Consider the following 14755-nt stretch of genomic DNA (forward strand, 5'->3'; position numbering starts at 1 on the left):
GTCACACTCCAGCGGAGAGGACAGGCTCTGCCGGCTCCAGCGGCACAACCATCGGCGTCCCCGTCACCGGATCCGGAATGACCCGTGCCTCCAGATCGAAAGCCGACAACAGGTTATCCGGCGTCAAGACCTGCTCGGGCGCGCCCGAAGCGACCACCTGACCGTTCGCCAACAGCACAAGGTTGTCCGAATAGCGGGCTGCAAGGTTCAGATCGTGAAGCACGCTGACGATCGTTTGCCCGGACTGCCGGTTCTGCCGCCGCAGCAGGGCCAGAACGTCCATCTGGTGCGTCAGGTCCAGATAGGTCGTCGGCTCGTCCAACAGCAGGCAAGGCGTCTGCTGCGCGAGCACAAGGCTCAGCCACGCCCGCTGCCGCTGCCCGCCCGACAGCTCCGACAGTTCCCGGTCGGCAAACCCGGTCATTCCGACCGCCTCCAGCGCGGCCTCGCAGGCCGTCTTGTCGGCCTCGTTCCACGGGCTCAGGAACGTGCGCCACGGGATTCGACCCCGCATGACAAGATCCGACACCCTGATCCCGTCCGGCGCCCGCAATGTTTGCGGCAGGATGGCCATCTGGCGGGCCAGTTGCTTGGGCGGAATGCGGTTGATGTCCTCGCCGTTCAGCGTCACCCGGCCGGAAGCCGGCGGCATCAGCCGGGCCAGCGCACGCAGCAACGTGGATTTCCCGCAGCCGTTCGGACCGATGATCGCGGTGACACGCCCGCAGGGCAGCTCCAGGTCCAGGTCGCTGATGACGGGCACATCGTCATAAGACAGGCTCAGCGCCTCCGTTCTCAGCATCACAAGTCTCCTCGTTCCATTTCCCGCGACAGCCGCCACAGCAGGTAGGGCGCGCCCAGAAGGCCGGTCGCGACCCCGGCGGGCAATTGCAGGCCGGGCACGGCCACGCGCGCCAGAAGGTCCGACAACACCAACAACAGTGCGCCGGCCCCTGCACCCGAGACCATGCGCCCCGCCGACGTACGGGCACCGGTCAAACGCATCCCCAGGGGCCCGGACATCAGCGCCACGAAGGGCACCGGCCCCGCCACGGCCACGCCCGTGGCGGCCAGCAACACGCCCGTTGCCGAAAGCCACCACCGGGCCGCCTCGGGCCTTTGCCCCAGCCCGGCCGCCAGCCCATCGCCCAGTTCCAGCGCCGACAGGATCCGTGCCTGCCCGAGGGCCAGGCTTGCCAGCATCGCCCCGATGCCCAGAACTTGCGCGGCATGGCTCCAATCGCGCGCCGCGAGCGAGCCCGTCAACCAGCGCTGCGCCTCGGACGCGGTCGTTCCCGGCAAGATCGTCATCAGGAAGGTCGACACCGACGTCGCCGTGAAACCCGCGCCAATTCCGATCAGGATGATCGTCAACACCGGCGTCCCACCGCCTCCGCGAAAGGCCAGCCCACCGATCACCAGCGCCATCGCCACGCCGCCAAGCGCCGCCATCACCGCTGTCGGCACCGCGATACCGAAAGCAATGCCGGCGATGATCGCCAATCCCGCACCGGCGTTGAATCCAAGGATATCCGGTGACGCCAGCGGGTTCCGAAAGAGCATCTGGAAAAGCGCCCCCGACATCCCCAGCACCGCGCCCGCCCCCAGCGCGGTCGCCACCCGTGGCCCCCGGATCGTGTCCAGCATCAGCGCCCCGGGCCCTTCACCTGTCACCAGGCCGGACCACAACACACCGGGGCTCGCATCCACCTGGCCGGTCAAGAGCGCCGCGCTCGTGGCGAGAAAGATCAGAAGAGACAACGGCACGTACCCCTTCATGCCATCGCACCCGGTCTCAGCCTGCGCGCGACCCAGATGAAGACCGGCCCCCCGATCATCGCCACGACGATCCCGGCGCGCACTTCTCCACTGCTCAGAACCAGCCGTCCCACCGTATCCGCCAACGTCAGTGTCAGGGCGCCATAGGCCGCCGACACCGCCAGCCGCGGCCGCAGCGCATATCCTGTCGACATCCGAGCCAGGTGCGGCGCCATCAGCCCCAGGAAAGCGATCGGTCCGGCAATGGCCACCGCCGCCCCGGTCGCCAAGGTGACCACCGTCAGCGCGCCGGCCTGCGCTCTCAACGGCCGGGTTCCAAGCCCCCGCGCAAGGTCGGAACCAAGCGACAGCGCCTCGATCAGCGGAGCGATGGCAAACGCGAGCACAGCGGCCAACCCGATGACCAGCGTCATTTCCACAACCGGCCTGAAGGCCGCGTCGGTCAGCGAGCCGGCCACCCAGAACCGCAGGACATCCAGCGACTCCTGCCGGACCAGGACAACCGCCGTGACCAGGGATAACAGCAGCGCGTTCAGGGCGGCCCCCGCCAGCGTCAGGCGCACCGGTCCGGAATCGCCCCGGAACCCGCCACCCAAGGCAAACACCGCCAGCGCCGCCAGCGCGGCCCCGGGAAAGGCGAACAAAGCCACCGCCGCCTGGTCGGATCGTCCGAACAGCGTAACCCCGAGGATAAGCGCAAAGGCAGCACCCGCGTTGATCCCCAGAATGCCCGGATCGGCCAGCGGGTTGCGGGTCAGCGACTGCATCACCGTCCCCGCGATGCCCAGCGCCGCACCCGCCGCCAGGCCCGCCACAGTGCGCGGCAACCGGATCGCCGCGATCGTCACATGGGCCGGGTCGCGCGGATCGTATCCCAGCAACGCCTCCAGGAACACGCCGGGCGCAACCGGTCTGACGCCAACGCCCAGCGACATGGCCACGGCTCCGATCAGAAGGCAGGCGAGGAACAGCCCCCGCATCAGCGCACCAGCCCCGCCTTCAGCGCCGAGGGCACGACCGTCTCCGGTCTCCCGTCGAGCGCCAGCTCGAACTCCCCGACCAGGCGTTCAAGCGCATAGGGCAGCGACAGCGCGCTGCCGAAGGACAACGCTCCGGAGATCAGGGTGTCGGCATAGACCTCCCGCCCTTCCTGCTCGGCACGCAAGGTCCGCCGCATCGGTAGCCGGGCGATTTCCCGCGCCCCGCCGATAGACGAGATCCACAGCAGGAGATCCGCATCTATCGGCGAAATATCCTCGGGTGAAAACGTGGTGTAGAATCTGTCTGCAGCCGCCGTGTCGCGCAGCTTTTCCGGCATCTGGAACCCGAGGTTATGCAGAAACCGCGCCCGGTTGTCCTGGGCCATGAAGGCGCCGGTCTCGCTGCCGTTCTGCCAGGCCGCCGCCGCCGTCTTGCCCTGCCAATCCGGATGCGCGGCCCTTACGCTCTCGAATTGCCCTTCGACGTCCCCGATCAACGCCTCGGCCCGCTGCGGCGTGCCCAATGCGCGCGCGATGCGCCTGGTATCGGTCTGCCAAGGCGTGCCAAAGACGGGGTCGTCGGCCCCCTGCATCAGCACCGGCGCGATCTCACTCAGCAACGCGTATTCGGCCCGTGAGATACCCGACCCGATGGCAACGATCAGATCGGGCGACAACCCCGCGACGAGTTCCATCGACACTTCGCCGGTCAGAACGGTCGGCTCCGCGTGGCCCAGTCGCTCCCGCGCCCATGGCCAGACTGCATGCGGCTGGTCTCCGAACCAGTAACGGACTGCCAGCGGCACCACCCCGAGTGCCAGCAACGGGTCCTGAGTGGTGTATCCCAAGGACACGACCCGCTCGGCCGGACGCTCTAGAACCGTTTCGCCCCAGACATGGGGAATCCTGATTGCCTGACGTGCTCTGGCGACGCGCGGCGCCACCAGCGTCGCAAAGCTTCCGAGAATAAAGCTGCGACGCGTGGCGCCGAAAGAACTCTTGGTGAACGGAATCATGACAGGAGATCGCAGCCCCATAGGATTAGTCTTTCAAGCGCGAGAAACGGCTTAGGGTTCGGTGCTGCGGGTTTCAGGGGCCAGCCTGATGCCTAGTATTCCACCAGTGCGCCGAGCTTATCCAACGATCTGTCGTCCTACAAGCGTCGTCGCCCGAAAGGCGTTGTCTCAATGCAGAGCGCCTGTGCAAGGTCATCGTGGTCGAGGCTGTCAGGCCTGGTGATCTCCCGCATCAAAACGGTTCAGTCCATCATTGAGAAGTAATTCGCCTGTCGATCCACCAGTTCTTCATGCGTGCCCGCCTCCACAATCCGGCCTTCGTCCAGAACGACGATGCGGTCGGCGTGACGGATGGTCTGTAGGCGGTGCGCGATGACGAGTGTCGTGCGCCCCTTCGATAACGTATCCAGCGCCGCCTGCACCTTGCGCTCGGTGCCCCGGTCCAACGCCGAGGTCGCCTCGTCCAGAAGCAGAATCGGTGGGTCGCGCAGGAAGACACGCGCGATGGCCACGCGCTGTTTCTGTCCTCCCGAGAGCATGACGCCACGTTCGCCCACCATCGTGTCGAGACCATCGGGCAGCTCCGACACCATCTCGGACAACTGTGCCTGCTGAACGGCGTGCAGTATCTCCTCGTCTGATGCGTCAAGCCGCCCGTAGGCGATGTTGTCGCGCAGGGTGCCGCCGAACAGGAAGACATCCTGCGATACCAATCCCACCTGCCGCCGCAGGCTGTCCAGGGTCATGTCCGCGACGGCCTGGCCGTCGATCCGGACTTCGCCCGACGTCGGTGCATAAAAGCGTGGAAGCAAGGCCATCAGCGTACTTTTGCCCGCGCCGGACGGCCCCACAAGCGCGACCGTCTGGCCCGGCTCGACGGAGAGGGACACGCCATGCAGTACGCCGCGCGCGCCGTCGTAGGTAAAGGTCACGTCGTCGAACTCGATCCGTCCGGTCAGGTCCGGCGCTGGCCTGGCGTCCGGCGCGTCGGCAATCTCGGCCCGCTCTGCCAGCAGCGCCTGGAACCTCTGGAACCCGGCGATGCCGCGCGGATAGGTCTCGACCACCGCCGCGATCTTTTCCAGCGGGCGGAAGAACACGCCCACCAGCAGCAGGAAGGCCACGAAGCTGCCCGTCGACAGCGAGCCGGAAAAGACATAGCCCGCGCCCGCCACCATCACGATCACCTGAACCGAGCGCAGGCCCATGTAATGCAGCGTCGTCAGCGCCGCCATGATGCGGTAGGCCTCCAGCTTGGTCTTGCGATACCCGCGGTTGGCATCCGCGAAAAGTTCGCGTTCATGCGCCTCGTTGGTAAAGGCCTGCACCACGCGAATACCGCCCAGCGTTTCTTCCAGCCGCACGTTGAACTGGCCCACCCGGCCATAGATCGCCTGCCATGCCCGGGTCATACGCCCACCATAGACGGCCAGTAGCACGACCATCACCGGCACGATCACGGCTGTCATCAACGCCAGCGGCACATGCAGCCACAGCATCAGGGCGAAGGCCCCGATGAAGGTCATGATCGCGATGAACAGATCCTCGGGGCCGTGATGCGCCACCTCGCCGATCTCTTCGAGGTCGCGGGTGACGCGCGCCACCAGCTTGCCGGTCTCTGCCTTGTCAAACCAGCCCCAGTTCAGGCGTGTCAGGTGGTCGAAGGCCTTCGCCCGCATCTCGGTCTCGATGTTAATGCCCAACTTGTGACCCCAGTAGATCACCACGGCCATGAGGCCCGCGTTAATCAGGTACACCACCACCAGCCCTACTGCGGCCCACATGGTCAGCGCCCACTCACCGCGCGGCAGCAGATGGTCGATGAATCCCGCCACGGCCAGCGGAAAGGCCAGTTCCAGCAAGCCCGAGATCACCGCGCAGCCGAAGTCCAGCCAAAAGAGGCCCATATGCGGGCGGTAATACTCGAAAAACTGACGCAGCATGGGAATTTCCTTCAGAGCGTTTTTGCCGGTGAGCCGCCCGGCAGATTGCCTCGGCAAATACCGTTTAGGAGAGGTGCTCGCCGCCGTCCAGCAAGGCGGAGCATAAGGACCTTGTGGAGCCGTGGCTTGTGATCGCGCAGTTTGCACCTCATAATGCGATCTCAAGCCATTCTGGCATGCGTGACGGCCCGGCCCTTTCGCACCGGATAGCCACATCCTGACATCTCGCACGCGGAGCCTGATACGCATGGGCTATAGTCACGACTTTTCCGGGCACACAGAAAAGCTGCATTGCATCCGCCCGGTCCAGTGGCGCCAGTTCGACAACGCCCTGGTCGCGCATTGGGAAGCCAGCGGCGACCAGGGCGCCACTGGGCGCTATGTCTCGGCCAATCCACGACTGAGCATCTTCTTTGATGATATGAGCTCGATCTCGACCACGACGGGGAAAGGCACTGGCAGCTTGGCCCGCGCCATCTTCGTGCCGGCGGGAATGGAACTTCGCACCCGTTTCTCCAAACCTCTCAGGTTTACCCATGTCGATATTCACATGGATTACGCCTGGGCGATCCAGTTCCTGTCCAGTGCGATCCCCCGGTCCACCGCGATCGAGGTGTTGGAAAATCCGGTCGAGCGCGACGATGTCACGGATATCGAGCCGCTGGCGCGACTGCTGGTCACGGAAATATCCAGTCCCACCCGGCATGCACTGTTTGTCGAAAGCGTGGTCAATTGTCTGATTACAGCTCTGCTGGACATGGACCGGTGCAGCACGCAAACCGGGAACGCCCGACTGACCGCCGCGCAGATGCGCCGGGTCGCGCTGCGCCTCGAGGAAGCGCGCGGTCACAGGCTCAGCATTGCGCAGATGGCCGAGTCGGTGAACCTGTCGGAAAGCTGGTTCTCGCTGGTGTTCAAGAATACGACCGGCATGTCGCCGCACCAGTGGCAGCTGAACAAGCGGCTTGAACAGGCGCGGACCCTTCTGGCCGACACCGATCTCAGCGTGGCGGACATCGCGGATCGGCTGGGCTTTTCCGACCAGGCTCATCTGACCCGCGCGTTCCGCCAGCTTGTCGGCAGAACACCCGGAAGCTGGCGGCGGGATCAGAAGAGGCGCTGACGGCCGAAGCCAACTGCGGCAGGGAGCCGGGCCCTGCCGCCGATGTGCTTGACCGATTACCAACTGCGGCGCAGCGCAGCCGTGATTGTCCGGCCCTGGTTGTAGAAATCCGCCGTCCCTCGTCCCACGACATACTGCTCGTCAAAGATGTTGCTGAGATTGACCTGCAGTTCCGTGTTCTCCGCCAACTCGTATGAGTAGGACGCATCGAACAGGAACTGGTCGGGGCTTTTGCCATTGTTGTTGTAGGCATTGTAATAGTAGCTGCCCACGTAGCGCGCCCCTAGGCCAACAGACATGTCCCCCAGCGATCCGCCGGTCGGAATGTCATAGGTCAGCCACAGCGAGGCCATGTGCTCGGGCACAGAAGCGAACTGGTTCCCGTCCACCGTCACGCCACGGACATTGCCGCGCACGAACTCGGAATCCTGATAGCTGTATCCGCCGGAAAGGGTCAGGCCCTGCGTCAGCTCGGCGCGCGCTTCCAGTTCCAGACCGCGAACGCGGGATTCGCCGATGGTCTGTCGCTCGATCACGCCGCTGGGCAGGACAACCGGCACCACGACGTTCTTCTTGGTCAAATCATAAAGCGATGCGGTGAACAGCGCGTTGATGCTCTGCGGCTGGTACTTGACCCCGATCTCGTATTGCTCGCCACGTTCGGGCTCGGTGCCGATGGCGGGCGGTGCGACCGACTGGACATAGCTCGCATAGGTCGAAATCTGGTCCGTAATCTTGTAGGTCAGCGCCCCCCGCCATGAGGTTTCCGAGAAATCGGCACTGGTGGTCGTCGCTGTCAGGCGGTCGGTGTTGGTGATGTCCAGCCAGTCATGACGCACGCCCGCGGTCACGATGAACCGGTCCGCGAACGACAGGTTCTGCTGCAGAAACACCGATTGGGTGGCAAAATCGTTGGCCTCGGCGCTGTAGGGTACAAACCCGGTCGGCGCACCGGAATAGACCGGGTTGCTGACGTCGATCGGCGTGTAGGCCCCGAAGATCGACGCGCTGGTGGTCGACGCGTCACGAAACTCCAGCCCTGCCAGCGTGCTGCTGTCGACACTGCCGAAGCTGGTGTCGTATTGCAGGATCACGTTGCCGATCACCTCTTCCGCGGTGCTGTCAGTGCCGAAATAGAAGCGATCGACCATGGTACCGACGCGCGCCGCGTTGTCGGAGATGTAGACATAACCGAAGTCGTCGGTGAGGTCGCTGTAGCGCAGGTTTGCGTTCAGCCGCAGACCGTTGCGGAAATCGTGCTGGAACCCCGCCGACACCGTCAGTCGCTCTACATCGTGATAATTGAAACCCGGCTCACCGAAGAACTGGCTGCGGTCGTATTCCCGGTCTATCGGGTAACCGCCGCTGTTCGGTGTGGAGTCGCGGTCGAGATAATCCACCGTGAAGGTCAGCTTGGTATCCTCGCTTGGCGACCACGCGAAAGATCCGAGCAAGAACGTCTCGTCGTCCCGAGAGAAATCATAATCCAGCTCTGAGTCTTGCACCTTCCCGACGAAACGGTAGGCCAGCGTCCGGTCCTCGTTCAGGACATCGCCGAAGTCGAAGCCCAACTCGGTGTGATTGTTGGTGCCGTAAGAGCCGTAGACCTCGCCGAACCGTTCGAATTTCGGTGTCTTGGTCACGAAATTGATTGTGCCGCCGGGATCGGACGTGCCGAACAAGGTGGAGTTGCCGCCCTTCATCACCTCGGCCCGCTCGAACGCGTATGGTTCCTCGCGGACGCCGCGCATCGATCCGAGGGTCAGGCCGTCGCGATAGGTGGAGGCTTGGAAACCGCGCACGAGGTAGTAGTCATTGCGATCGTCGGTCCCGAAATAATCGGTGACGATGCCGGGGGTATATTCCAGCAGGTCTTCCACCTTGTCGACGTTGCGTTCTTCGAATTCCTTCTGCGTGATGACCGACACCGACGCGGGCGTGTCAAGAACGCTGGTCGCGACCTTGCCGCCAGTCCAAAGCTCCTTGGCGATGGTTGAATTGGCGTCGTCATCCGCCTCGGCGCCGGCATCGACGAAGATCGTTCCAAGCCGGTAGGGTTCGCCGCCAGTGCCGTCCTGCGCCGTGGCTGCCAACGGGAACGCCACCAGCGCCGTGCAGCCAAGGAGTGCCGCGGTCACACGTGCCGGGCGTGGAAAAGATGATCGATGTGTTCTCAAAAGTGCCCCCATAACGTGCTTCCATTCTTCTGACGTTTCTTGCGTGCTGGCGTGCTGTGCACCGCGACGTTGCGATGGTGCTGCAGGCACCCAAGGACGTGCCCGGAGTCCCGCTGGCTGTTCTTTGCCAAACCCCAGCCCGGATGCATCCGGCCGGGTCAGGCGTCGATGGCACATAGAGCAGGATAGTGCGGAGGTGTATTGTATTTTCCGATTGTTTTTGTCAGATTCTCTGCAAAATTGACAGAATTTGTCGGATTTGCGGCTTCAGACCACGTGCTCTGCTTGACGGCACGAAGCGGAAACGACTAGCCGAAGGCAGTTCTCGTCCCCTGACTGCAGCGACCGGAGGCTTAGCAATCCAATGCTCAGACGTATGAAAATCGGTGTCGCCGTGCTTGCCCTATGGCTTGCCGCAGCCCTGGTGCCGCCCGCGGCCGCGCAGGAGTTTCCTGTCACGATCGACCATGCCTTCGGCACGACTACCGTGCCGTCGCGGCCCGAGCGTGTTGCAACTGTCGCCTGGGCCAATCACGAAGTGCCCCTGGCATTGGGCATCGTTCCGGTCGGGTTCGCCCGGGCGAATTTCGGGGATGACGACGGAGACGGGATCCTGCCTTGGGTCGCCAAGCGGTTGGAGGCGTTGGGCGCCGATACGCCAAAGTTGTTCGACGAAGGCGACGGCATCGACTTCGAGGCGGTGGCGGCCACTCGCCCCGACATCATCCTGGCAGCCTATTCCGGCCTGTCGCAATCCGAGTATGACATCCTGAGCAGGATCGCCCCGACCGTCGCCTATACGGACGGACCCTGGTCGACCGGCTGGCGCGAAATGATCCGCCTGAATGCCGCCGGACTTGGCATGGCGACCGAAGGGGACGCGCTCGTCGCCGATCTCGAGGCGCGCATCGCCGAGGTGTCCGCACGCCACCCCGAAATCGCAGGGAAGAGCGCGATGTTCGTCACGCATCTAGATGTCCGGGACCTGAGCGTGATCCGCTTCTATTCCGCGAACGATCCGCGTGTCCGCTTCCTCGAAGACCTCGGCCTGACCTCGCCGCAGGCGGTCGCGGATGCCACCGAACCCGGGCGCTATGCGGGAGAGGTGAGCGCCGAGAAGATCGACATGTTTGATGACGTCGATATCCTTGTCACCTACGGCGGCGAGACCCTGATGGCGCGCGTCGCGGAAAACACGCTGACCTCGCGCATGAAGACCATCAAGACCGGAGCGGCCGTGCTTCTGGGGAACGATCCGGTGGGGACGGCCGCCAACCCCACGCCCCTGTCGATTCCCTTCGTGCTGGAGGACTACGTTGCACGGCTGGCAGACGCAGCGCGCAAGGCGGAATGACCGACGCAGTCCCCAAAGAGACGACCCTTGACGCCTTGCGGCGCCCCCGGAGCACCCGGCTTGCCTGGCTGATCGTCGTTCTGGCGGTGCTTGGAATGGCCTGCCTCGTATCGATCAGCCTCGGCACGCGCGCGGTTGGATGGGCCGACATCCTGGCGGGCGTGACCGGCTCGACCGAAACGATTGCGCAGGCGGTAGTCGCCGTGCGCGTGCCCCGCACGGTGCTTGCGGTCCTCGCCGGGGCGGCGCTTGGGCTGGCCGGTGCCGTCATGCAGGGCGTCACTCGCAATCCGCTGGCCGATCCCGGCATACTGGGCGTCAACGCGGGTGCCGCAATGGCCGTGGTGATCGGCATCGCGTGGTTCGGGATGCAGACGCTCGACGCGTTTCTCTGGACCGCGATCCTCGGGGCCGGACTGGCGGCCTGTTTCGTCTACACCATCGGGTCGCTCGGGCGGGGCGGCGCGACACCGCTGAAACTGGCGTTGGCCGGGGCGGCGACGGCCATCGCAACATCCTCGTTCACGATCGCGATCATCCTGCCACGCAACGATATTGCCGGAGGCGTGCGGTCCTGGCAGGTCGGCGGCATCGGCGGGGCCAGCTTCGACGCCATCCTGCCGTGCCTGCCCGTTCTGCTGGCCGGCCTGATCCTGTGCCTCTTGTCGGCTCGCAGCCTGAACCTGCTGGCCCTGGGCGACGACGCGGCGGCCGGCCTGGGCGCGAATGTTGTTGTAGCGCGGGCCAGCGCGGCACTTGGGGCTGTGCTGCTTTGCGGGGCGACCACAGCGATCTGCGGGCCGATCGGTTTCGTCGGGCTGGTCGTGCCGCACGTCTGCCGGTTGCTTGTGGGCGTGGACCACCGCTGGCTCCTGCCCTTCGCGGCCCTGACCGGTGCGATTCTTCTGATCGGTGCGGACGTCATCGGACGCATCGTGGCGCGTCCGTCCGAGATGGATGTGGGCATTGTCACCGCCTTTATCGGCGCGCCGGTCTTCATCTGGATCGTGCGCAATCGGCGGATTCGGGACTTATGAGCAACCTCGCGCATACCGACGCCGCCGCGTGGGTCGGGGCGTTGCGCGCGTCGCGGCGCAAAGCCCGTCTGCGGCTTGTTGCGATCATGCTGGGGATCGTCGTTGCGGGCGTCGGGCTGACACTGGTCACCGGGCCGACCATCACCCCGCCCTCGGACCTTTTGCGCGTGCTGACCGGGCACGATGTGCCGGGCGCAAGCTTCAGCATCCTCGAACTACGCCTGCCCCGGGCGGTGCTGTCGATCCTTGCCGGAATGAGCTTCGGACTTGGCGGTGTGATTTTCCAGACGTTGCTGCGCAACCCACTGGCGAGCCCCGACATCATCGGAATCAGCGCCGGCGCCAGCGCGGCGGCCGTGTTTACCATCGTCGTTCTCGGTTGGAGCGGGCTGGCCGTCTCGGTCGCCGCAGTCGTTGCCGGGATGATCGTAGCGCTGCTGATTTATCTGCTGGCCTGGCGTGACGGGGTGTCGGGCGCACGATTGATACTGATCGGCATCGGGATCTCTGCCATGGTCGACAGCATGATCGCCTATGTCCTGTCGCGCGCGCCGGCGTGGTCGCTGCAGGATGCCTTGCGTTGGCTGACCGGGAGCGTCAACGGCGCGACCTTGTCCGAAGCGATGCCTGTTCTGCTGTCGCTGGTCCTGCTGGGCGGACCGCTTTTGGTCCGGCGCGACAATCTCGAGGCGATGCGACTTGGAGATGACACCGCCGCGGCGCTTGGCGTGCCTCTGCGTTTCGAAAAGCTCGTGTTCGTCATGGCCGCTGTCGGGCTGATCGCGGTGGCGACGGCCGTGTCCGGTCCGATCGCCTTCGTCGCGTTCCTGTCGGGCCCGATTGCCGCGAGAATTGCAGGCACCGGCCGGACACCCTTACTGGCTTCCGCCATTGTGGGCTCTTTGCTAGTCCTGCTGGGCGATTACGCAGGCCAGCACCTTCTGTCGGGGCGCTATCCCGTGGGCGTAGTCACCGGGGCCCTGGGCGCGCCATACCTCGTATATCTGATCATCCGATCCCATCGCAGCGGAGGCGGTTCATGAGCACTTTAAACGTGGCAGGACTGGAGGCCGGATACGGCACGCGAAAGATTCTGACCGGTCTCGATGTCGCGGTGCCCCCGGGGGGCATTTCTGCGATTGTCGGGGCCAATGCGTGCGGTAAATCCACGCTGCTGCGATGCCTTTCGCGGCTGCTGCGACCGAGCGCCGGGCGGGTCATGCTTGATGGCCGCTCGGTGCGCGACATCCCGACACGCGAATTGGCCCGCCGCATGGGCCTTTTGCCGCAATCGCCCATCGCCCCGGACGGGATCACCGTGGCGGATCTCGTCAGTCATGGCCGCCATCCCCATCAGGGCCTCCTGTCGCGCTGGACACATGCCGATGACAGGGCAATCGCCGCCGCGTTGGATGCGACCCGGACCACCGATATTGCCGAGCGGGAGGTCGACCAACTGTCCGGCGGACAGCGCCAGCGGGTCTGGATCGCCATGGCGCTGGCACAGGAAACGGATATCCTGCTGCTCGACGAACCAACGACGTTTCTGGATGTCGCGCACCAGATCGAAGTCCTCGATCTGCTGGTCGATCTGAACCAGGCCCGCGGCACGACCATTATCATGGTCCTGCATGACCTCAATCTCGCCGCCCGCTATGCCGACCACCTGATCGCAATGCGCGGCGGCAATGTATACGCCGCGGGCGCACCGGACACCGTTCTGACGGAACGCATGGTACAGGAGGTTTTCGGCGTGGCCTGCCGGGTCATGCCCGACCCCACCTCGGGCAAGCCGATGATGCTGCCAGTGGGCCGCCACCGGGCCAGCCCCGCACCGGAACGTCAAGAGGTCGCATCATGAGTAAAATCCTGCACGCCAACGCGCTGTTCCGGGGCACCTTGCCGGACGATGCCATTCCGCACATCTCGGCCCATGCCCGCGAGGTCGAACTTCCCGTGGAAGAGACCGAGGCCGGCCTGCTGGTGAGACCACCTCTCGCATCCGTATCGCTCGAGGTTAACCGCGCGGGCCTGCAGGTACATGTCGAGGCCGCGGACGCGGCGGCATTGCAAAACATTCGCGATTACCTGCATCACATTCTGGATCACGTCGCGCCCGGCCTGACCCAATCCGCAAAGTGGGAAGGCGATATCCAGCGCAACCGCGCACCGCTCAACTTCTGCACGGCCACGGTTCAAGATGTCCGGCGCGTCGGACCGCATTTCCTGCGGGTCACGCTCGACTGCGCCGACACCTTGCGCCTGTCGGAGGAAAGAGGAATGCATTTCTCCCTTCTTCTGCCTCCGGAGGGCCGCACGCCCATCTGGCCGCACCTCGACGCCAATGGACGTACAAGGATGCCCGTCGGCGACGATCAGTTGCATCGCGCGGCCTATACCTTCGTCGATCTCGATCCGGGCAAGGGGCAGTTCACGTTCGACGTGTTCGAGCACGACGGCGGACGTGCGACACGTTGGGCCCGAACGGCGCGGCCCGGCCACATTGTAGGCATCAGTGGCCCCGGCAGCGGCGGGTTTCCGAACGGGCGGAACATCTTGATCGCCGGGGACGAGACGGCTCTTCCGGCGATCCGCCGTATCCTGAAGACATCGGCACCCGACCGGCGGGGTCACGCCATCCTCGAAGTCGGCACGGACGACGACATCTGCGACCTGGCCCGGCCCGACGGGATCGACCTGACCTGGTGCGTCCGACAGCGAAGCGAGAGGCTGTGGGATCATCTGTCGCAAGCGCCCTTGCCCCCGGGACCCGACCGGTATGTCTGGGTCGCCGCCGAAAAATCCCTTGTCCGAGATGCGAAAGCAAGGTTTCGACACAAGCTCGGGCTTGATGCGGACCAGGGATATTTCGCGTACTACTGGGAGGTCTGATTCAGTGTTGCAAAGATGGAGTGGCAAGTACCCGTTACTTTACAAAGATCCTCCAACAACTTTGACTCGCCAGTGAATTAGTGTCGTTGACCCTGTGACTGACGGCCTGCGCAAATGGCTAAATCAATGACATTCGAAACGTGCGTACGGGCAAACGGCGCTACATGAGATGAGCCCGGCAACGTGCGCATCGGATCGCTCTCCCACGCGCGACTGCGTATCTTTTTTTGGGATTGCTGCCTGATCACCGGAATTTCCCCCACTGCGATTTTTGGCCGAACCTATTCATTTTTACAGTCGTCCGCAGCCTTCGGAAGACGAGAGCATGCCGACTGGAAAGAGACGATGCAGACTTGGAGCGACAAGCGAGTCTCATCCTTTGACCACTCACTTACCGTCCCACTGATTCAAGCCTGCTGATCTCTCTGTTTCTGGAGCATTCGGAGTCCACTCG

The 14755-nt window shown here is 64.4% G+C and carries 12 protein-coding genes; 6 read left to right on the plus strand and 6 right to left on the minus strand.

All coding sequences use genetic code 11. The features are described 5' to 3' along the window. Position 1 precedes the first annotated feature (1 nt). The 5 genes from PVV74_RS16895 to PVV74_RS16915 form a co-directional block, all read right to left on the minus strand. Entirely contained in the window at positions 2–802 is an 801-nt protein-coding gene (locus PVV74_RS16895; RefSeq protein ID WP_274594024.1) for an ABC transporter ATP-binding protein, read from the minus strand. Continuing rightward, complete coding sequence (locus PVV74_RS16900) at positions 802–1779, minus strand: FecCD family ABC transporter permease (protein ID WP_274594025.1); 978 nt, start codon at positions 1777–1779, stop codon at positions 802–804. Before PVV74_RS16900 ends, PVV74_RS16895 begins: the two co-directional genes overlap by 1 nt. Further along, positions 1776–2759, minus strand: a complete 984-nt coding sequence (locus PVV74_RS16905; RefSeq protein ID WP_103765096.1) for a FecCD family ABC transporter permease — start codon at positions 2757–2759, stop codon at positions 1776–1778. The genes PVV74_RS16900 and PVV74_RS16905 overlap by 4 nt, the downstream gene beginning before the upstream one ends. After that, a complete protein-coding gene (locus PVV74_RS16910; protein WP_274594026.1) occupies positions 2759–3796 on the minus strand; it encodes an ABC transporter substrate-binding protein in 1038 nt (345 codons plus the stop codon). The genes PVV74_RS16905 and PVV74_RS16910 overlap by 1 nt, the downstream gene beginning before the upstream one ends. 221 nt (positions 3797–4017) lie before the next feature. Continuing rightward, entirely contained in the window at positions 4018–5718 is a 1701-nt protein-coding gene (locus PVV74_RS16915; RefSeq protein WP_274594027.1) for an ABC transporter ATP-binding protein, read from the minus strand. A 247-nt stretch (positions 5719–5965) separates the two neighbouring features. On the opposite strand from PVV74_RS16915, the gene PVV74_RS16920 reads away from it, so the two are divergent. Then, entirely contained in the window at positions 5966–6841 is an 876-nt protein-coding gene (locus PVV74_RS16920; RefSeq protein ID WP_274594028.1) for a helix-turn-helix domain-containing protein, read from the plus strand. A 56-nt stretch (positions 6842–6897) separates the two neighbouring features. Here PVV74_RS16920 and PVV74_RS16925 read toward each other — a convergent pair whose 3' ends face one another. Continuing rightward, positions 6898–9030, minus strand: a complete 2133-nt coding sequence (locus PVV74_RS16925) for a TonB-dependent siderophore receptor (RefSeq protein WP_274594029.1) — start codon at positions 9028–9030, stop codon at positions 6898–6900. 364 nt (positions 9031–9394) lie between these two features. On the opposite strand from PVV74_RS16925, the gene PVV74_RS16930 reads away from it, so the two are divergent. Genes PVV74_RS16930 through PVV74_RS16950 form a run of 5 tightly spaced genes read left to right on the plus strand, consistent with a single transcriptional unit; the run spans position 9395 to position 14301 of the window. Beyond that, positions 9395–10372: an iron-siderophore ABC transporter substrate-binding protein gene (locus PVV74_RS16930; RefSeq protein WP_245890591.1), complete on the plus strand. Its 978-nt coding sequence runs from the start codon at positions 9395–9397 to the stop codon at positions 10370–10372. Next, complete coding sequence (locus tag PVV74_RS16935) at positions 10369–11409, plus strand: FecCD family ABC transporter permease (protein WP_274594030.1); 1041 nt, start codon at positions 10369–10371, stop codon at positions 11407–11409. The genes PVV74_RS16930 and PVV74_RS16935 overlap by 4 nt, the downstream gene beginning before the upstream one ends. After that, positions 11406–12452 carry a FecCD family ABC transporter permease gene (locus PVV74_RS16940; protein ID WP_274594031.1) on the plus strand — a complete coding sequence of 349 codons (1047 nt, stop codon included), beginning with the start codon at positions 11406–11408 and terminating at the stop codon, positions 12450–12452. The genes PVV74_RS16935 and PVV74_RS16940 overlap by 4 nt, the downstream gene beginning before the upstream one ends. Further along, the gene (locus PVV74_RS16945) at positions 12449–13270 is read left to right on the plus strand and encodes an ABC transporter ATP-binding protein (protein ID WP_103765088.1); all 822 of its coding nucleotides are present in this window, start codon (positions 12449–12451) and stop codon (positions 13268–13270) included. The genes PVV74_RS16940 and PVV74_RS16945 overlap by 4 nt, the downstream gene beginning before the upstream one ends. After that, positions 13267–14301 (plus strand): siderophore-interacting protein, encoded by a 1035-nt coding sequence (locus tag PVV74_RS16950; protein ID WP_274594032.1) that lies wholly within the window; start codon positions 13267–13269, stop codon positions 14299–14301. Before PVV74_RS16945 ends, PVV74_RS16950 begins: the two co-directional genes overlap by 4 nt. Positions 14302–14755 lie beyond the last annotated feature (454 nt).

The organism is Roseovarius sp. SK2 (assembly GCF_028807495.1).
Classification (GTDB): domain Bacteria; phylum Pseudomonadota; class Alphaproteobacteria; order Rhodobacterales; family Rhodobacteraceae; genus Roseovarius; species Roseovarius confluentis.